General features: G+C 67.6%; 20 protein-coding genes. 8 read left to right on the top strand and 12 right to left on the bottom strand.

Annotated elements, in window-relative coordinates; all coding sequences use genetic code 11:
• Window positions 1-67: 67 nt before the first annotated feature.
• From A9W96_RS17270 to infA, 6 genes are all read right to left on the bottom strand, one after another.
• Entirely contained in the window at window positions 68-1,111 is a 1,044-nt protein-coding gene (locus A9W96_RS17270; RefSeq protein ID WP_007773471.1) for a DNA-directed RNA polymerase subunit alpha, read from the bottom strand.
• Window positions 1,112-1,240: 129 nt separating this feature from the next.
• A complete protein-coding gene (gene rpsD / locus A9W96_RS17265) occupies window positions 1,241-1,846 on the bottom strand; it encodes a 30S ribosomal protein S4 (protein WP_066866267.1) in 606 nt (201 codons plus the stop codon).
• Window positions 1,847-1,861: 15 nt separating this feature from the next.
• A complete protein-coding gene (rpsK, locus tag A9W96_RS17260) occupies window positions 1,862-2,278 on the bottom strand; it encodes a 30S ribosomal protein S11 (protein ID WP_008260256.1) in 417 nt (138 codons plus the stop codon).
• Window positions 2,279-2,284: 6 nt separating this feature from the next.
• Window positions 2,285-2,659 carry a 30S ribosomal protein S13 gene (gene rpsM / locus A9W96_RS17255; protein ID WP_066880444.1) on the bottom strand — a complete coding sequence of 125 codons (375 nt, stop codon included), beginning with the start codon at window positions 2,657-2,659 and terminating at the stop codon, window positions 2,285-2,287.
• Window positions 2,660-2,910: 251 nt separating this feature from the next.
• A complete protein-coding gene (gene rpmJ / locus A9W96_RS30550; RefSeq protein WP_003879483.1) occupies window positions 2,911-3,024 on the bottom strand; it encodes a 50S ribosomal protein L36 in 114 nt (37 codons plus the stop codon).
• Window positions 3,025-3,076: 52 nt separating this feature from the next.
• Window positions 3,077-3,298 carry a translation initiation factor IF-1 gene (gene infA / locus A9W96_RS17250; protein ID WP_003418601.1) on the bottom strand — a complete coding sequence of 74 codons (222 nt, stop codon included), beginning with the start codon at window positions 3,296-3,298 and terminating at the stop codon, window positions 3,077-3,079.
• 251 nt (window positions 3,299-3,549) lie between these two features.
• Here infA and A9W96_RS17245 point away from each other — a divergent pair, with 251 nt between their 5' ends.
• The 8 genes from A9W96_RS17245 (at window position 3,550) to A9W96_RS17210 (ending at window position 12,839) form a co-directional block, all read left to right on the top strand.
• Window positions 3,550-5,244 carry an FAD-dependent oxidoreductase gene (locus A9W96_RS17245; RefSeq protein WP_066866265.1) on the top strand — a complete coding sequence of 565 codons (1,695 nt, stop codon included), beginning with the start codon at window positions 3,550-3,552 and terminating at the stop codon, window positions 5,242-5,244.
• A 7-nt stretch (window positions 5,245-5,251) separates the two neighbouring features.
• Entirely contained in the window at window positions 5,252-6,805 is a 1,554-nt protein-coding gene (locus tag A9W96_RS17240; protein ID WP_066880443.1) for an ATP-binding protein, read from the top strand.
• 29 nt (window positions 6,806-6,834) lie between these two features.
• Window positions 6,835-7,683, top strand: a complete 849-nt coding sequence (locus A9W96_RS17235; protein WP_066866261.1) for an LLM class F420-dependent oxidoreductase — start codon at window positions 6,835-6,837, stop codon at window positions 7,681-7,683.
• Window positions 7,684-7,702: 19 nt separating this feature from the next.
• The gene (locus A9W96_RS17230) at window positions 7,703-8,569 is read left to right on the top strand and encodes an LLM class F420-dependent oxidoreductase (RefSeq protein WP_067141522.1); all 867 of its coding nucleotides are present in this window, start codon (window positions 7,703-7,705) and stop codon (window positions 8,567-8,569) included.
• A gap of 26 nt (window positions 8,570-8,595) precedes the next feature.
• Window positions 8,596-9,591: a dTDP-glucose 4,6-dehydratase gene (gene rfbB / locus A9W96_RS17225; protein WP_067141519.1), complete on the top strand. Its 996-nt coding sequence runs from the start codon at window positions 8,596-8,598 to the stop codon at window positions 9,589-9,591.
• Window position 9,592: 1 nt separating this feature from the next.
• Entirely contained in the window at window positions 9,593-10,198 is a 606-nt protein-coding gene (gene rfbC / locus A9W96_RS17220) for a dTDP-4-dehydrorhamnose 3,5-epimerase (protein ID WP_066866255.1), read from the top strand.
• A 221-nt stretch (window positions 10,199-10,419) separates the two neighbouring features.
• Window positions 10,420-11,544 carry an acyltransferase gene (locus A9W96_RS17215; RefSeq protein ID WP_066866253.1) on the top strand — a complete coding sequence of 375 codons (1,125 nt, stop codon included), beginning with the start codon at window positions 10,420-10,422 and terminating at the stop codon, window positions 11,542-11,544.
• Window positions 11,545-11,702: 158 nt separating this feature from the next.
• A complete protein-coding gene (locus A9W96_RS17210; protein ID WP_067141600.1) occupies window positions 11,703-12,839 on the top strand; it encodes an acyltransferase in 1,137 nt (378 codons plus the stop codon).
• 27 nt (window positions 12,840-12,866) lie between these two features.
• On the opposite strand, the gene A9W96_RS31535 is transcribed toward A9W96_RS17210, so the two are convergent.
• Genes A9W96_RS31535 through A9W96_RS17180 form a run of 6 tightly spaced genes read right to left on the bottom strand, consistent with a single transcriptional unit; the run spans window position 12,867 to window position 17,333 of the window.
• Window positions 12,867-13,259: a hypothetical protein gene (locus tag A9W96_RS31535; RefSeq protein ID WP_066866251.1), complete on the bottom strand. Its 393-nt coding sequence runs from the start codon at window positions 13,257-13,259 to the stop codon at window positions 12,867-12,869.
• The gene (locus A9W96_RS17200) at window positions 13,256-14,188 is read right to left on the bottom strand and encodes a metallophosphoesterase (protein WP_067141514.1); all 933 of its coding nucleotides are present in this window, start codon (window positions 14,186-14,188) and stop codon (window positions 13,256-13,258) included. The genes A9W96_RS31535 and A9W96_RS17200 overlap by 4 nt, the downstream gene beginning before the upstream one ends.
• On the bottom strand, window positions 14,185-14,571 hold the full coding sequence (locus A9W96_RS17195) for a cupredoxin family copper-binding protein (RefSeq protein WP_067141597.1): 387 nt from the start codon (window positions 14,569-14,571) through the stop codon (window positions 14,185-14,187). Before A9W96_RS17195 ends, A9W96_RS17200 begins: the two co-directional genes overlap by 4 nt.
• Window positions 14,572-14,604: 33 nt before the next feature.
• Window positions 14,605-15,321 (bottom strand): Rieske (2Fe-2S) protein, encoded by a 717-nt coding sequence (locus A9W96_RS17190; RefSeq protein WP_067141511.1) that lies wholly within the window; start codon window positions 15,319-15,321, stop codon window positions 14,605-14,607.
• On the bottom strand, window positions 15,318-15,869 hold the full coding sequence (locus A9W96_RS17185) for an RNA polymerase sigma factor (RefSeq protein WP_067141508.1): 552 nt from the start codon (window positions 15,867-15,869) through the stop codon (window positions 15,318-15,320). Before A9W96_RS17185 ends, A9W96_RS17190 begins: the two co-directional genes overlap by 4 nt.
• Window positions 15,870-15,902: 33 nt before the next feature.
• Window positions 15,903-17,333, bottom strand: coding sequence for an NAD(P)-binding protein (locus A9W96_RS17180; RefSeq protein WP_067141505.1), 1,431 nt, complete (start codon window positions 17,331-17,333; stop codon window positions 15,903-15,905).
• Between the last annotated feature and the right edge of the window lie 96 nt (window positions 17,334-17,429).

Here is a 17,429-nt window from a genome sequence, read left to right as displayed (position 1 = left end):
GGACTTTCGTCAGTTGTGTCCGGTTCCTCAGCGGCCGCTGCACGGCCGCATCGTCACCGGACGGCCGTTACAGCTGTTCGGTTTCGGCGTAGTCCTGGTCGTCGTAGGACGCCTCGGAAGACCAGGTGCCGGTGGCGACGTCGTAACCCGCGACCTGCGAGGGGTCGAAGCTCGGCGGGCTGTCCTTGAGCGACAGGCCCAGCTGGTGCAGCTTGACCTTCACCTCGTCGATGGACTTCTGACCGAAGTTGCGGATGTCGAGCAGGTCGGACTCGGTGCGGCTGACCAGCTCGCCGACGGTGTGCACGCCCTCGCGCTTGAGGCAGTTGTAGGAGCGCACCGTCAGGTCCAGGTCGTCGATCGGCAGCGCGAACGACGCGATGTGGTCGGCCTCGGCCGGCGACGGCCCGATCTCGATGCCCTCGGCCTCGACGTTGAGTTCGCGTGCCAGACCGAACAATTCGACCAGGGTCTTGCCCGCCGACGCCAGCGCGTCGCGGGGGTTGATCGAGCTCTTGGTCTCGACGTCCAGGATCAGCTTGTCGAAGTCGGTGCGCTGCTCGACACGGGTGGCGTCCACCTTGTAGGTGACCTTGAGCACCGGCGAATAGATGGAATCGACCGGGATGCGGCCGATTTCGGCACCCGAGGCGCGGTTCTGCACGGCGGGCACGTAGCCGCGGCCGCGCTCGACGACGAGCTCGACCTCGAGCTTGCCCTTGTCGTTCAGCGTCGCGATGTGCAGGTCGGGGTTGTGCACCGTGACACCGGCGGGCGGCACGATGTCGCCCGCGGTGACCTCACCCGGGCCCTGCTTGCGCAGGTACATGGTGACCGGCTCGTCCTCCTCGGAGGACACCACCAGGCTCTTGAGGTTCAAGATGATCGCGGTGACGTCTTCCTTGACGCCCGGCACGGTGGTGAACTCGTGCAGCACGCCGTCGATGCGGATGCTGGTGACGGCCGCACCCGGAATCGAGGACAGCAGCGTGCGGCGCAACGAATTGCCCAGGGTGTAACCGAATCCCGGCTCCAGCGGCTCGATGACGAACTGGGAGCGGCTGTCGGTGAGGACTTCCTCCGACAATGTGGGTCGCTGAGAGATCAGCATGGTATTTCTTCTTCTCCTTCTCGGCACCCGCTATTTGATGCCGCTGTGTTGCCCGCTCCGACCCGCTGCGCCCGGCTTCGCCGCGCTTGCGATCGTCGCAGACCTGCGCCGGTTCAGCGCAGGGGGTCTTTACTTCGAGTAGAACTCGACGATGAGCTGCTCGGCGAGCGGCACGTCGATCTGCGCCCGCTCGGGCAGCTGGTGGACGAGGATGCGCTGACGCTCCCCCACCACCTGCAACCAGCTCGGGATCGGGCGGTCGCCCGCGGTCTCCCGCGCGATCTGGAACGGCACGTTGTTCAGCGAGCCGTCCCGCACGTCGATGATGTCGTACTGCGACACCCGGTAGCTCGGGACGTTGACGTGCACGCCGTTGACGCTGAAGTGTCCGTGGCTGACCAGCTGACGCGCCATCCGGCGGGTGCGAGCCAGGCCGGCGCGGTACACGACATTGTCCAGCCGGCTTTCCAGGATGCGCAGCAGCTCTTCGCCGGTCTTGCCGGGCTGCCGCACGGCCTCTTCGTAGTAGCGACGGAACTGCTTTTCCATCACGCCGTAGGTGAAGCGGGCCTTCTGCTTCTCCTGCAGCTGCAGCAGGTATTCGCTTTCCTTGATCCGCGCGCGGCCGTGCTGGCCGGGCGGGTAGGGGCGCTTCTCGAACGCCTGGTCGCCGCCGACGAGGTCGGTGCGCAACCGGCGCGACTTGCGGGTGACGGGTCCGGTGTAACGAGCCATTGGGTTCTTTTCCTCCTAGACCCTGCGTCGCTTCGGGGGGCGAACGCCGTTGTGCGGCTGGGGGGTGACGTCGGAGATCGCGCCGACCTCCAGACCGGCGGCCTGCAGCGACCGGATCGCCGTCTCCCGGCCCGAGCCCGGGCCCTTCACGAACACGTCGACCTTCTTCACGCCGTGCTCCTGCGCCTTGCGGGCCGCGTTCTCGGCGGCCAGCTGCGCGGCGAACGGCGTCGACTTCCGCGAGCCCTTGAACCCGACGTGACCCGACGACGCCCAGGCGATGACGTTGCCCTGCGGATCGGTGATGGTCACGATCGTGTTGTTGAACGTGCTCTTGATGTGGGCGGCGCCGTGCGGGACGTTCTTCTTTTCCCGGCGACGGGTCTTCTGCCCCTTCTTGGGGGCGGAGGCTGCCTTCTTGGCTGGTGGCATGGGGGGTTACCTGGCCTTCTTCTTGCCGGCGATGGTGCGCTTGGGGCCCTTGCGGGTGCGCGCGTTGGTCTTGGTCCGCTGGCCGCGCACCGGCAGGCCGCGGCGGTGCCGCAGGCCCTGGTAGCAGCCGATTTCGATCTTGCGCCGGATGTCGGCCTGAACCTCGCGGCGCAGGTCACCCTCCACCTTCAGGTTCGCTTCGATGTAGTCACGCAGGTGGGTCAGCTGGTCGTCGGTCAGGTCCCGGGTGCGCAGGTTCCGGTCGATGCCGGTGGCTTCCAGGATCTCGTTCGACCGGGTGCGGCCGACGCCGAAAATATAGGTCAGGGCGATCTCCATCCGCTTGTCACGCGGAAGGTCGACGCCTACTAGTCGAGCCATGGGTGGCGTTTCCTCTTTTTTCTAGGCGGAGGTCTGTTCCCAGCCCGTTCCCGGTCCCACCTGGGTGTTACCGGGGCCCGGCCTCCGACCGGACGTGGATGAGCGACGCTGATTCGTCTTTTTTGGCGCTTGGCGCGCCAGGCAGCTCAGTGGTGCTGGGAGGTCTGCATTCAGTTGTGTTCGGTTGGATCGTCCGACTCCTCCTCAGTCCGTTCACGGACTGCATCGTCGCCGGACGGTGCTGGGGCAGGTCAGCCCTGGCGCTGCTTGTGGCGCGGATCGGAGCAGATCACCATGACCCGCCCATGCCGACGGATCACCCTGCACTTGTCACAGATTGGCTTGACGCTCGGGTTCACCTTCACGGCTGTTCGATCCTGTTCTGTCTATTCGTAGGTTGTTGGAGCTCAGGCGCGGTTACTTGTACCGGTACACGATGCGGCCGCGGGACAGGTCGTAGGGAGACAACTCCACCACCACCCGGTCCTCCGGCAGGATGCGGATGTAGTGCTGCCGCATCTTGCCGCTGATGTGGGCAAGCACCTTGTGGCCGTTCTCCAGCTCAATGCGGAACATCGCATTGGGCAGCGGCTCGACCACCCGGCCTTCCACCTCGATGGCGCCGTCCTTCTTGGCCATAACTAGTTAAGAATCCTCGTCGTATAGTTTCGTTCTCGTCTGCGCCTAGTCGACGCGACAGTGCACCGACTTGGAACGTGAGCCGGTGACAGGAAATTCCTAGGGACTTGGCACACAAAAAGTCGGCGCGGATGCCGCACCGTTGTTCCACGATACCTGGTTATTGCCCTCCACCAAAATCGCTGCCGGCGGAACGCGGCCCGCCAGCTCGACCTCCCGCACGGCCGCTGACGAGCGCATACTTAACGCCGATGACTAACCCCTCGGCCCCCTCGGGCCCGCCAGAGGCCGCAGCGCAACCGCGCAAGCCCGTCATGCTGACCGTCGACGACGATCCCTCGGTGTCCCGGGCGGTCGCCCGCGACCTGCGCCGCCACTACGGCGAGCAACACCGGATCGTGCGCGCGGAATCCGGGCCCGACGCCCTGGGCACGCTCAAGGAGCTCAAACTGCGCGGCGAGACCGTCGCGCTGCTCATCGCCGACTACCGGATGCCGCAGATGAGCGGCATCGAGTTCCTCGAGCAGGCGATGGACCTGTATCCCGCGGCCCGCCGGGTGCTGCTGACCGCCTACGCCGACACCCACGCCGCCATCGACGCGATCAACGTCGTCGACCTGGACCACTACCTGCTCAAGCCGTGGGATCCCCCGGAGGAGAAGTTCTACCCGGTCATCGACGGGCTGCTGGACGCCTGGCGCGCCGCGCCCGAGCACCCCATCCCGCACACCAAGGTGATCGGCCACCGCTGGTCGGCGCGGTCGTGGCAGGTCCGCGACTTCCTGGCCCGCAACGGCCTCTACTACACCTGGTTCATGGCCGACGAGCCCGCCGGCGAGCGGCTGCTCAGCGCGGCCGGCGAGGACGGCAGGCGACTGCCGGTGGTCATCACCCAGCGCGGCGACACCCTGGTCGAGCCCACCGATGCGCAGCTGGCCGAGACGCTGGGCCTGACCACCACGCCGTCGCAGGAGTTCTACGACCTGATCGTGGTCGGCGGTGGGCCCGCCGGCCTGGCCGCCGCCGTGTACGGCGCCTCCGAGGGGCTGCGCACCGTGCTCATCGAGCACATCGCCACCGGCGGCCAGGCCGGGCAGAGCTCGCGCATCGAGAACTATTTGGGCTTCCCCGACGGGGTCTCGGGCGGGCAGCTGGCCGACCGGGCGCGGCGGCAGGCGGAAAAATTCGGCGCCGAGCTGATCACCGCGCGTAAGGCCGTCGCCCTCGAGGTGAACGGATCCAAGCGCACCGTGCGGTTCGCCGACGGCGGCTCGATCGACGCGCACGCCGTCATCCTGGCCACCGGGGTGTCCTACCGCCAGCTGCAGGCGGAGGGCTGCACCGAGCTGACCGGCTGCGGCGTGTACTACGGCGCGGCCATCTCGGTCGCCCCGGAGTGCGAAGACGAAGAGGTCTACGTGATCGGCGGGGCGAATTCGGCCGGCCAGGCCGCGATGTACCTGTCCCGGACGGCCAAGTCCGTCAACATCGTGGTGCGCGCCCCGTCGCTGGAGGCGTCGATGTCCTACTACCTCATCCAGCAGATCGAGGCGAACCCCAAGATCAACGTGCTGACCTGCACCGAGGTGCAGCGCGCCACCGGCGACGGCCACCTCGAGCAGCTGAGGCTGGTGAACAACCGCACCGGGGAGATCGAGGACGTCACCTGCGCGCGGATGTTCATCTTCATCGGCGCCGCCCCGCGCACCGACTGGCTCGACGGGGTGCTGGCCCGCGACGACCACGGTTTCATCCTGACCGGACCGGACCTGCGCAACGTGTGCGGCTGGACGTTGGAACGCCCGCCGCATCACCTGGAAACCAGCGTGCCCGGCGTCTTCGCCACCGGCGACGTCCGCTCGACCTCGGCCAAACGGGTCGCCGCCGCCGTCGGTGAAGGGTCGATGGCCGTCATGCTGGTCCACCGCTACCTGGCCGAGAGCTAGGAGGGGTATGACCGGCTCCGAATCGACCAAGGTGCCCTGTCAGCCCGACGAGCTGCGCAGCCTGTTCCTGTTCGAGGCGCTCACCGACGAGCAGCTCGCGGTGCTGTGCGCCAACGGCCACATTCAGCACTACGAACCCGGTCCGATCTGCGTCGAGGGCGAGCCGGCGACCTGCTTCTACGTCTTGATCGACGGGGAGCTCACCATGAGCAAGCTCTCCGGCGGCCAGGACATCGAGACCAACCGCACCTCGCAGCGCGGCGTGTATTGCGGGGCGTGGCGGGCGTTCACCGGCGGCAAGCAGAAGAGCTACGACGCCTCGGTACACGTGACCAAGCCGTCGCGCTTCTTCGTGATGGACGCGCCGGTGTTCGCCCAGTTCATGCGGGACCAGTTCCCGATGGCGGTGCATCTGCTCGACGGCATCGCCGTCGGCACCGACCGGACCCGCCGGATCATCGACAACCGAGAGAAGCTGCTGGCGCTGGGCCGGTTGTCGGCCGGGCTGACGCACCAGCTGAACAACCCCGCGGCGGCGATCTCGAGGTCCGCGGCGGATCTGCGCGAACGGGTGGCCAACATGCGCCACAAGCTGGCGATGCTGGCCGACGGGACCATCACCCCCGAGGCGCTCAGCGCCCTGGTGCGGCTGCAGGAGCGGGTCGCCGAGCAGGTCGCCAAGTCCGCTGCTCCAGGATCGGGGCAGCATTTGACCGCGCTCGAGACCTCCGACCGGGAGGACGCCGTCGGCGACTGGCTGGAAGAGCACGGCATCGACGGCGGTTGGGACATCGCCCCGACGTTCGTCGAGGGCGGCATCGACACCGATTGGCTGGAGCGGATCTCCGCGGTCACCGAGGAACTCGCATCGACATCGCTGGAGCAGGCGATCCGTTGGATCAACTACACCATCGAGAGCGAGCTGCTGATGAATCAGATTCTGGAAGCCAGCAAACGGATTTCGGCGCTGGTCGCCGACGCCAAGCAGTATTCGCAGATGGATCGCGCCCCGTTCCAGGTGACCAACGTGCACGACCTGCTGCGCAGCACCCTGGTGATGTTCGCCGACCGGTTGACCAAGGACGGCGGCAAGGACGGCGGCAAGGGCGCGAAGGCGATCACCGTCGTCAAGGACTTCGACCAGACCCTTCCCGAAATCCCTTGCTACCCAGGCGATCTCAATCAGGTGTGGACCAACATCATCGACAACGCGATCGCCGCCATGCGCGACACCGGTGGCACCCTGACCATCCGCACCTGCGCCGAAGGCGACAACCTGGCCCGCATCGAAATCTGCGACACCGGCCCGGGCATACCCGAGGACATCCGCGAACACATCTTCGAGCCGTTCTTCACCACCAAACCCTTCGGCGAGGGCACCGGGCTGGGCCTGGACCTGGCGTTCAACATCGTGGTGAAGAAGCATCGCGGCGACCTGCGGGTGGAGTCGGTGCCCGGCGACACCCGGTTCATCGTGCTGCTCCCGCTCACGGCGCCCGCCGCCGACGTCGCGGCCACCGATCTCGACGATGCCGACGAGGATCTGGCCGTTTCGGAATAGCTTTCGCGGGGCGCGGGTTGGGAACAACCATGACCGATGCTGCGAGCAAACCCAATCTCGGCCGGTTCGGATCGTTCGGACGCGGCGTCACCCCCGAGCAGGCCAGGGACATCGAGGCGCTGGGCTACGGCGCCGTGTGGGTCGGCGGTTCACCCCCCGCCGAGCTGGCCTGGGTCGAACCCCTCCTGGAAGCGACCACGACGTTGCAGGTGGGCACCGGCATCGTCAACATCTGGACCGCGGCCGCGGGGCCCGTGGCCGAATCCTTCCACCGCATCGAGGCGGCCTACCCCGGCCGGTTCCTGCTGGGCATCGGCGTCGGGCATCCCGAGGCGCACACCGAGTACCGCAAGCCCTACGACGCGCTGTCCGACTACCTCAAGCAGCTCGACGACTACGGCGTGCCCGCCCACCGCCGGGTGGTGGCGGCGCTGGGCCCGCGCGTGCTCAAGCTGTCCGCGGAGCGCTCGGCCGGCGCGCACCCCTACCTGACCACCCCCGAACACACCGCGCGGGCCCGCGAGCTGATCGGGCCGTCGGCCTTCCTGGCGCCCGAGCACAAGGTCGTGCTGACCACCGACGCCGAGAAGGCGCGGGCCGTCGGCCGCAAGGCGCTCGACATCTATTTCAACCTCGCCAACTACCGAAACAACTGGAAGCGGCTGGGTTTCACCGAGGACGAGGTCACCCGGCCCGGCAGCGACCGCCTGGTGGACGCGGTGGTGGCGTATGGCACCGTGGACCAGATCGCGGCGCGGCTGAACGAGCACCTCGACGCCGGCGCCGATCACGTCCCCGTGCAGGTCCTGACAAAGGATGAAAACCTGGTCTCGGCGCTGGCCGAACTGGCGGGGCCACTGGGGTTGAAGCAGTCCTGAGACCGTAGGGGGAGCCCAGATGACCGAGGGAGTTTCACTCAAGCCCGAACTCGGCCGGTTCGGCGTGTGGCTGCCCACCCGATCCATCTCCGCGGATTTGGCGGCGGGCATCGAATCGCTGGGGTACGGCGCCGCCTGGATCGGTGGCTCACCGGACGCCGAGCTGTCCTGGGCCGAGCCGGCCCTGGCGGCGACGACGTCGCTGCAACTGGCCACCGGGATCGTCAACATCTGGACGGCGCCCGCCGGGGCCGTCGCGGAGTCCTTCCGGCGGATCGAAAGCGCGCACCCGGGAAGGTTTTTGCTGGGCGTCGGGGTGGGCCACCCCGAACACACCGAGGAATACGTCAAGCCGTACGACGCCCTGGTCTCCTACCTCGACGAACTCGATGCCGCCCTGGTGCCGACCAGCCGGCGGGTGCTCGCCGCGCTGGGCCCGCGGGTGCTGCGGCTCGCGGCGCAGCGCAGCGCCGGTGCCCATCCCTACCTGACGACGCCCGAACACACGGCGAAGGCGCGCGAGTTGCTCGGCGGGGCAGTGTATTTGGCGCCCGAACACAAGGTGGTGCTCACCACCGACGCGGAGCGGGCGCGCGCGATCGGGCGCCAGACGGTCGAGTTCTACCTGGGCCTGAGCAACTACGTGAACAACTGGCTGCGGCTGGGCTTCACCGAGGCCGACGTGCGCAAACCGGGCAGCGACAGGCTGATCGACGCGGTGGTCGCCTACGGCACCCCCGACGACATCGCGGGGCGGCTGGGCGAACACCTGCAGGCCGGCGCCGACCACGTGGCGATCCAGGTGCTCGGCGCCCACGACGAGGAAACGCTGCTACCTGCGCTGAGCGAATTGGCCGGAGCTCTGGGGCTGACTGGCGCAAACTGACCGATCGGCTCGGTTAGGGTTTGGGCATGCGGTTACTGGTCACCGGCGGCGCTGGATTCATCGGCGCCAACTTCGTGCACAGCACGGTCCGCGAACACCCCGAGGATTCCGTCACGGTGCTCGACGCCCTGACCTATGCGGGTCGGCGTGAGTCGCTGGCCGACGTCGAGGACTCCATCGAGCTGGTTGTCGGCGACATCACCGATGCCGAGCTGGTGTCGCGGTTGGTCGCCGAATCCGACGCGGTGGTGCACTTCGCCGCGGAGAGCCACGTCGACAACGCGCTGGAGGGCCCCGAGCCGTTCTTGCACACGAACGTCGTCGGCACCTTCACCATTCTCGAGGCCGTGCGGCGTTACGGCGTGCGGCTGCACCACATCTCGACCGACGAGGTCTACGGCGACCTGGAGCTCGACGACCCCCAGCGATTCACCGAGGCGACGCCCTACAACCCGTCCAGCCCGTATTCGGCGACCAAGGCCGCCGCCGACATGCTGGTGCGGGCGTGGGTGCGCTCCTACGGCGTGCGCGCGACGATCTCCAACTGCTCCAACAACTACGGGCCGTATCAGCACGTGGAGAAGTTCATCCCGCGCCAGATCACCAACGTCCTCACCGGCCGTCGCCCCAAGCTGTACGGCACCGGGGCCAACGTCCGCGACTGGATCCACGTCGACGACCACAACAGCGCGGTCCGCCGCATCCTGGACTCCGGCGAGATCGGGCGCACCTACCTGATCAGCTCCGAAGGCGAGCGCGACAACCTGACCGTGCTGCGCACGCTGCTGCAGATGATGGGCCGCGAGCCCGACGACTTCGACCACGTCACCGATCGCGTCGGCCACGATCTGCGTTACGCCATCGACCCGTCGACGCTGTACGACGAATTATGTTGGGCGCCAAAGCATACCGACTTCGAGGAGGGTCTGCGTGCCACCATTGACTGGTATCGCGCGAACGAATCGTGGTGGCGTCCGTTGAAAGATGCCTCGGAAACCCGCTACGAAGAGCGTGGGCAGTAGCGTGGAAGTTCGCGAACTGAAGATCCCCGGCGCCTGGGAGATCACCCCTACCGTGCACGGCGATTCGCGCGGACACTTCTTCGAATGGTTCGCCGACAAGGGATTCAGCTCCTTCGCCGGTCATCGGCTGGACGTCCGGCAGGCCAACTGCTCGGTCTCCGCGGCGGGTGTGTTGCGCGGATTGCACTACGCCCAGGTGCCACCGAGCCAGGCCAAGTATGTGACCTGCGTTCGCGGTTCGGTGTTCGACGTGGTCGTCGACATCCGGGAGGGCTCGCCGACCTTCGGGCAGTGGGACTCCGTGCTGCTCGACGACTCCGATCACCGGACGATCTACCTGTCCGAGGGCCTGGGCCACGGCTTCCTGGCCCTGCAAGACGATTCGACGGTGATGTATCTGTGCTCGGCGGAATACAACCCGCAGCGCGAACACACCATTTGCGCGACCGATCCGGCGTTGGCCATCGACTGGCCGCTGGTGGACGGGGCGGCGCCCAACCTGTCCGATCGTGACGCCGCGGCGCCCAGCTTCGCAGAGGCGCGCGCCTCGGGGCTGCTGCCCACCTGGGAAGAGACGAAGGCGTTCGTCGACGGCCTGCGCGGCTGACCGCGCGCAGCCATGGGCTTGAGCCCCAACGCTCTTGGCGCTCATCGGGCGCAAAACGGCGCCGCCCTGGTCACCGGCCTGTTGGACACATATTTAATAGCGCTGCGGTTGCGGTCACCGAATCGGGCGAGTACCGTCAACCGGCCCTCATCGCTGGCGGGTGAGGCTAAGATTGCGCCGATGATTCCGATGATGCCCAGTGCGGACGGCGGGCGACGCCGATGAAGCTCGGGCAGGTCTTCGATCCGCGAAGCAATGCGCTCAACGCGTGGCGGTTGGCGCTCGCGGCCGAGGTCATCTTTTGGCACACCTACCCGGTTCGGGGTCATCTGCCGTCACTGCGGGCCGTTCTGCAACTACTGCTGTCCGTAGGGGTGGACGGGTTCTTCGCGATTTCGGGATTCCTCATCACCGCGAGCTGGCTGAGCAACCCCAAGCTGCGCGCCTACCTCGCCGCCCGGGCCCTGCGCATCCTGCCCGGCTTCTACGTCTGCATGATCGTGACCGCCTTCGTGTTCGCCCCGCTCAGCGTGGCGATCCAGGGCGGTTCGCCGGCGAAGCTGCTGTTCTCATTCGCGCCGTTCGAATACGTGCTGAAAAACGCCGCGGTCTTGTGGCTCAAGCCCGACGTCGGTGGCACCCCGCTCGACATTCCCAGTGCGGGCATCTGGAACGCGTCGCTGTGGTCCCTGTTCTGGGAGATCATGTGCTATCTGGTCGTCGCCGCCATCGGCGTGGCCGGACTGGCCAACCGCAGGTGGGTTTCGCCGGTGATATTGGTGGTGGCGGCGATCGGGGCGTCGATGATGCCGCCCGTCACCTTCCCCGAGGTGTTCAATCGGCCGACGGGCAACGTGGGCATCGTCCTGGTCTTCATGGCGTGCCGGGCCGCGATCATGTTCGCCGCGGGGGCGCTGCTCTATCAGTGGCGGGACGTGATCCCCGCGCGCTGGTGGCTGGTCGCGGTGAGCGTGGTGATCGTGCTGGTGGCCGGTCAGCTGCCGGATTACCGGGTGGTTGCCGCCGTTCCGCTGGCCTACGCCGTCATCGTCTCCGGGTCCCTGCTGCACAACCGGCGATTGCGATTGCGCACGGACCTGTCCTACGGCATGTACATCTATGCGTACCCGACCCAGCAGCTGCTGGCGGTCCTCGGGTTGCTCAGCCTCAATCCGATCGTGTTCTGCCTGACCGTGGCCGTGGCCACCCTGCCGCTGGCCGCTGCGAGCTGGTTCCTGGTCGAAAAGCCGGCGAGGTCGCTGAAGGCCCGGCTCAAACGGAGATCCGTCGGCTCCCGCGAGCAAGCGGCCCTGGCGATGCCGCCGGAGGTACCCGGTGCCGTTTAGCCATCGTCGTTGCAATTCAAGGACGCGAGACGCCGCGCCGCGGGCAAAGAATCGCGGGGCCACGACCTGATCGAGGCCAGCGCGAGCGTCAGCGTCAAAGTGTCCGCGGCCCGTACGATGGCGCCGACGGCGAGTGGTGTGTGGGGGTGGAGGGCTGGATGAAGCTAGGGCAGGTTTTCGATCCGCGAAGAAACGCGCTCAACGCACTTCGGTTGGTGTTGGCGGCCGAGGTGATGTTCTTCCACTCCTGGCCATGCACCGGCCATATGCCCCCGAAGGCAACGCTGCAGCTTTTCTTCTCGGTGGGCGTTGACGGATTTTTCGCGATCTCCGGCTTTCTCATCACCCGCAGTTGGCTGACCGACCCCCGACTGCGTGACTATCTCACCGCGCGCGCGTTGCGGATCCTGCCCGGCTTCTACGTGTGCCTGGTCGTGACCGCGTTCGTCTTCGCCCCGCTCAGCATGGTGATCCAGGGCGGTTCGGCCGCGAAGCTGCTCGGTTCCACCGCCCCGCTCCAGTACGTCCTGAAGAACAGCGCGATCGCTTACCTGCAGCCGACCATCGACGGAACGCTGCACGGCGTGCCGGGTGGACCCGCGTGGAACGGTTCGATGTGGTCGCTGATCTGGGAACTGCTGTGCTACGTGTTCGTTGCCGCCATCGGCGTGGCGGGGCTGGCCAATCGCCGGTGGATATCCCCCGCTGTTCTGGTGGTGGCGACACTGGCGGCGCTGGTGGTCCCGCCCCTGACCTTTCCCGGCGTGTGGACCATTCCGCAGCTCGCGGTGCGCGCGGCCATCATGTTCTCCGCCGGTGCCCTGCTGTATCAGTGGCGAGACGTCATCCCCGCCCGCTGGTCGCTGGTCGCGGTGTGCGTCGTCATCGTCATCGCGGCCGGCTTCCTGCCCGATTACCGGGTGGTCGGCGCGCTTCCGCTGGCCTACGCCGTCGTCGTCACCGGCTCCCTGCTCAAGAGCGAACGGTTGAGGCTGCGCACCGACCTGTCCTACGGCGTCTATATCTACGCATTCCCGGCCCAGCAATTGCTGGCCGTCACCGGGCTCGCGACGCGCCTGCACCCGGTGCTGTTCTTCCTTGCCGCGGTGACGGCCACTCTGCCACTGGCCGCGGCGAGCTGGTTCCTCATCGAGAAACCCTCGATGTCCCTCAAGCGCCGGCTCCGGATCAAGTGGTCGGCCCCGGTGACGTCCAGCTCCGACGAGCCAGGGCCGGTCAGCAGGGCCGACGCCCTGGCCGACCAGCCGGCTCCGGAGGCCCCGGGCGCCGCCTAGTCTGCTCGCTGTCCCTCAAACGCCGCCTCAAACGGAGGTGGTCTGGCGCGCTCGAAGCCAAAGGCGGCCGCCAAACCCCCACAGCACCAGCGTGATCACCTCGGCCGTCACGCTGACGGCCGCGTACGGCGCCGGGTCCCAGCCGCGCTCAAAGAAGCCGGAGAGCCCGACGGTGCGCGACATAACGAACGCGACCAGCGAGCCGCCCGCCACCGCGGCGCCCGCCCAGCGCAGCCAGGCCGGCCCGCCGATCAGGATCAGCAGCGCGAGCGCGAACGACACGCTGGCCTGCGCCAGGAATGCCGCGCCGATCATCGGAATGTGGTGGTAGCCATGGACATAGAGATAGGCGTGGCTGGCGGCGGCGACGGCCAGCGACACGGCGAGGCCGAGCCGCACCAGGATGTTCGCCAAACTCATTGCAGCGTCCGCTCCTTCAAGGCCAAGGCGGTCTCTCCCCTGGTGTAGCTGACCTCGCGGATGCCCAGCGCGTCGCGCAGCTTGCCGGCGGGCAGCGTGACCGGCTTGGGCGCCGGCCCGTCACCCGGTCGCGGCAGTGGGTACGCGGTGGTGGTTGCGCTGTAGAAGGTCACGTTGCCTTCGGTCTTGGAAAACAGTTGGTGGACATGGCCGTTGAGGCAGGTGACGGACGCGAAGCGGCGCAGGTAGCTCAGCGCCTGGGTCGCGTCGTCGGTGCCCCAGCCCCATTGCGGGTACATGGCGAACAGCGGGATGTGGCTGAACACGATGATGGGGGTATCGCTGGACAGGCGGGCGACGTCCTTCTTGACGAACTCCAGCTGATCGGCGCCCAGGTGGCCGAGCTTGTGCAGGTTCAGGGTATTGACCAGCGCGATCAGGTGCACGCCGGCGATGTCGAGGCTGTACCACCCGTCGCCGATCGAGCCGGCGCCGAACGCGTTTCGGTACTTCTGCCCCGCGTCGTCGATCGAGTCGTGCTCCCCGGGCACGGTCAGCACGTGCGGCGTCTTGAGGCCGCTCATCATCTGCTTCACCTGGTCGAACTGTTCCGGGCTGGACAGGTGGGTGAGGTCGCCGGTGTGGATGACGAAATCCGGTGTGTATCCGAGGTTGTTGACTTGATCGATCGCGTGGCCGAACGTCGAGGTGACATCCGGGTTGGGTGCTCCGGTGAAACCGAGGTGGCTGTCGCTGATCTGGGCGAATCGCAGGGTGGGCCGTCCCGCCGCGTGCGCGGCCTTGGCGTCGCCGGCGGCATGGGAGATGACCTCACCGCCGGCCACCGCGAACCCGACCGCCGCTCCGAACCACGCCGTGTGCCGGATGAGCTGGCGGCGGGTCATGCCGTTCTCCCCGGTGCTGGTCATCCCGTCACCACCACGGTGCCGCGCATCATCGGGTGGATCGAGCAGACGTAGTCGAAAGTCCCTGCGGCGGCGAAGGTGTGGGTGAAGGTCGCGCCGGTGCCCATGCCGGGTGAGTGAAACGAGCCGTCGCTTGCGGCCACCGTATGAGGCTCTTCGTCGCGGTTGGTCCACGTGACGGTGGTCCCGGCGGTGACGGTCAACGAGGCGGGTTGGAACGCGAAGCCGTCGATGGTGACCTCATTGCCGCGCACGGGAGCCACCGGCGCGGTGATCGACACCTCGGTCGTGGGCGCCGCGGTGTTCGCCACCGGCCGGGGCTGGGAGCAACCGGCCAATGCCAACACACCCGCGGCCGGCACGATCGCCAAACATCTTCGAAGCATGGGGATATCCATGCCCAGAGATATGGCGGCGGGTTACACCGATCGTGCCGGCCGCTCGGGGCGCGCCGGTGCGAACACCTCGATGCCGCCGTTGGCCTCGCGAACCATCAATGCAGGCAAGGGCTTTGGCGCTATCGGCAATTGATGGGTGATCACCTGGCCGGTGGGCGAAAACGACGTGGTGTGGCACGGGCAGCGCAGCGTGTCGTCGGGTGCGTCGAACCACAGCTTGCAACCCTGATGCGTGCACACTCCCGAGACGGCCTGGACTTCGCCCGCGACCCGGCGGACGAATCCGGTCACCGAGCCGAGGTCGAAGGCGTGCATGACGCCGTCGGGCACATCAGAGCTGGCCGCCACGCGCTGCCAGCTGCCCTCGTTGGGCGTGAGTTGCCCGGCCGCGACTTCGGGACTGTGACCGTTGCCGCCGCGGCCGAGGATCAGGGTGCGATCGACGGATACCGCGGCGACCGCCGCCGTCGCGGCGGCCGACGTACCGACGATCACCTGGCGGCGCGTGCTGCGACGGTCCGGAGCCGGTTCCGTTGGCGCACCGGACATTTGCTCGGCGAGGCGCCGGTGCAGGTCGGTCAGGAATTCCTGGCGGGGCGCGTCACCACCCTCGCGCGCCGCGCGCAGCTCGATCGCCGTGCGCAGCTGAGCCGCCTCGAAGTCGTCGGGCGCGAACGGCCGGGGCCGGCGCCCCCGCAACAGATCGTCGACATAACGTCGCAACCCTCGCGCATTCATGGCTGGCCCCCATCGTTGACCTGGGCCGCCAGCCGCAGGGCGCGGTGCTGGAGCACCTTGGCATTGGCCACGCTGATCCCGAGTTCCGCGGCTGACTCCTTGATCGAATGGCCCTGCAGGAAACGCGATTCCAGAATCCGGCGGTAGCGGTCCGGCAGGCTGTCCAGAACCCGGGCAACCCGCTGCGGCGCGGTACTGATGGCGTCCTGGCCCTCGGCTGGTTGTTCGATGTCCTCGATCGAGGTTATCTCGCGCCCCAGCGTCTCGCGCCAGTGTGCGGCCAGCACCGTCCTGGCCGTCGCCCGCAGGTACGCGCGCACCTCGGCGACGCTCGCGGTCAGCCGCAGCGGCCGCAACGCCGCCAGGAACACCTCGGCGGTGAGGTCCTCGGCGTCGGTCTGGTTTCCGACGCGCGCGAACAGCGTGCGGTACACCCAGGTCGCGTTGTCGGAGTACACGGCTTCCCAGTTCGGGTAGCCGGCGTCATGGCCGTCCTCGGGGACCGCGCGCAGGGGTCGCGGGCCGACGGGCTCGTTTCTTGCCGCCACATGCCTCCTTCACCCGATGAATAGCGACTCGGGTTACACGGGCGCAGCGAGTGCGGCCTCGGCGGCCACGAGCTGGTCGAGCTTGGTGGCGGTGGCCGAGAACACGGATTTGGCGATGCTCAGTATCCGCTCGCGCACCCGCGGCTTCGCCGACGCCGACGGCAGCAGGTGGCCGATCAGATGGCCGAACAGGTCCAGGCGCGCCGCGGACAGCCACGACATCAGCTCCGGGTCGTCGAACCAGCGCAACTGATTGGTGTAGTCGGCCAGCGCCAGCCGCAACCAATCGAGGTCGGTGTCCGGATGCGGCAGGGGCACGCAGAGATCGTTTTTCACGGTGTCGTCACGGTATGCGGCCTCGACGTGGGCGATCAGCGCCGCGGAGAAGATCTGCTGGCAGCCGCGCACGCTTTGCAGCGTGATGGTCCCGGTGTCGAAGATCGGTGTAGCGGGCCGCTTTTCGGCGCCGTCCGCGGTGCAATCGATGTACAGTTCGTCGCCGCTGACCGCCACGGTGCCGCCGTCGAGCGTCAGCCTGCCCGCGTCGATCCGCAGGAGGTGACCCAGGCGCACCACGTCGGTGATGCGCCGCAGTTGCTCGAGCTCGAGCCGGGTGACGGTCGCGCAGCGATACATGGCGGGCCGGATCGCCGGATCGATCCGCAACAGCACGCCGGCGTCTTCGAGACGCGCGAACAGATCCCGCGCCGAGGCGGCGTCGTTGATCGCGCGCAGTTGGGCGGTGAAGCTGGCCTTGAGCTTGTCGGCGAACAGCGAGCCGGGCTGCATGGTTTCGCGGTCCAGCAGCCAGGAATCGCGGGGCACGATCCAGGTCAGCCGATCCGGTTCGATCCCGTGACCGAGCAGCCACAGGCAGGTGTCGATTCCGGTCTTGCCGGCCCCGACGACGACGTAGCGCTCGTAGCCGCCGAGCCGGGGCAGGTCGTTGGGCGCGACGCACGCGACGCCGTCGGCGACCTGGTACGGGGGGCGGCGCATCGCCGGGACCGTGACCCGCATGTAGGTGGCGTCGACGACGCGGCGCGTCACGTCGACGGTGTAATCGGCGCCGGCCAGCGGGCGGAACCGGCCTTGCCCACCGTATTGGCCGAGGTATTCGCTCATCGGGAAGTAGCTGACCCGCCCGGTCGGCAACCACTCGCGGCGCATGATGCGGTCGTAGTAGGCGCAGATTTCGCCGGCGGTCGCCAACTCGTAAAGCCCGTGGTTCCAACCCACTTGGTCGATGGTGTCGCTGCCGAGCCGCGACGAGTTGACGCCGTAGAAGGCCGAGGGCTGATGCAACCGCACGAACGGGTAGGCCATGGTCCAGTGCCCACCGGGCGCGTGTTGGCGGTCCACCACCACCACGCGGGCCTCCGTCTCGGAGACCAGCGTGTCGATGAACGCCATGCCCATGGCGCCCGCCCCGACCACCAGGTAGTCGGCCTCGATGGTGCGCATACCGCCCTCAGGCTAGACCGGCGACCACCTTGCCAAGGCCCGAACCGGGTTACTAGGATATCCAAGTATCCGCTTAAGCGCTCAACCACACCCGAG

This window comes from Mycobacterium sp. 1245852.3 (assembly GCF_001669335.1).
Lineage (GTDB): Bacteria > Actinomycetota > Actinomycetes > Mycobacteriales > Mycobacteriaceae > Mycobacterium > Mycobacterium europaeum_A.
Note: the sequence above shows the minus strand (reverse complement) of the source record. Positions and strands in the feature narration are given on the sequence as shown.

Bases quoted from the DNA above. Each gene is read 5' to 3' on its own strand.
- A9W96_RS17270 (WP_007773471.1), bottom strand. From the start codon at position 1,111: ATGCTGATCTCTCAGCGACCCACATTGTCGGAGGAAGTCCTCACCGAC.
- rpsD (WP_066866267.1), bottom strand. From the start codon at position 1,846: ATGGCTCGTTACACCGGACCCGTCACCCGCAAGTCGCGCCGGTTGCGC.
- rpsK (WP_008260256.1), bottom strand. From the start codon at position 2,278: ATGCCACCAGCCAAGAAGGCAGCCTCCGCCCCCAAGAAGGGGCAGAAG.
- rpsM (WP_066880444.1), bottom strand. From the start codon at position 2,659: ATGGCTCGACTAGTAGGCGTCGACCTTCCGCGTGACAAGCGGATGGAG.
- infA (WP_003418601.1), bottom strand. From the start codon at position 3,298: ATGGCCAAGAAGGACGGCGCCATCGAGGTGGAAGGCCGGGTGGTCGAG.
- A9W96_RS17245 (WP_066866265.1), top strand. From the start codon at position 3,550: ATGACTAACCCCTCGGCCCCCTCGGGCCCGCCAGAGGCCGCAGCGCAA.
- A9W96_RS17240 (WP_066880443.1), top strand. From the start codon at position 5,252: ATGACCGGCTCCGAATCGACCAAGGTGCCCTGTCAGCCCGACGAGCTG.
- A9W96_RS17235 (WP_066866261.1), top strand. From the start codon at position 6,835: ATGACCGATGCTGCGAGCAAACCCAATCTCGGCCGGTTCGGATCGTTC.
- A9W96_RS17230 (WP_067141522.1), top strand. From the start codon at position 7,703: ATGACCGAGGGAGTTTCACTCAAGCCCGAACTCGGCCGGTTCGGCGTG.
- rfbB (WP_067141519.1), top strand. From the start codon at position 8,596: ATGCGGTTACTGGTCACCGGCGGCGCTGGATTCATCGGCGCCAACTTC.
- A9W96_RS17215 (WP_066866253.1), top strand. From the start codon at position 10,420: ATGAAGCTCGGGCAGGTCTTCGATCCGCGAAGCAATGCGCTCAACGCG.
- A9W96_RS17210 (WP_067141600.1), top strand. From the start codon at position 11,703: ATGAAGCTAGGGCAGGTTTTCGATCCGCGAAGAAACGCGCTCAACGCA.
- A9W96_RS31535 (WP_066866251.1), bottom strand. From the start codon at position 13,259: ATGAGTTTGGCGAACATCCTGGTGCGGCTCGGCCTCGCCGTGTCGCTG.
- A9W96_RS17200 (WP_067141514.1), bottom strand. From the start codon at position 14,188: ATGACCAGCACCGGGGAGAACGGCATGACCCGCCGCCAGCTCATCCGG.
- A9W96_RS17195 (WP_067141597.1), bottom strand. From the start codon at position 14,571: ATGCTTCGAAGATGTTTGGCGATCGTGCCGGCCGCGGGTGTGTTGGCA.
- A9W96_RS17190 (WP_067141511.1), bottom strand. From the start codon at position 15,321: ATGAATGCGCGAGGGTTGCGACGTTATGTCGACGATCTGTTGCGGGGG.
- A9W96_RS17180 (WP_067141505.1), bottom strand. From the start codon at position 17,333: ATGCGCACCATCGAGGCCGACTACCTGGTGGTCGGGGCGGGCGCCATG.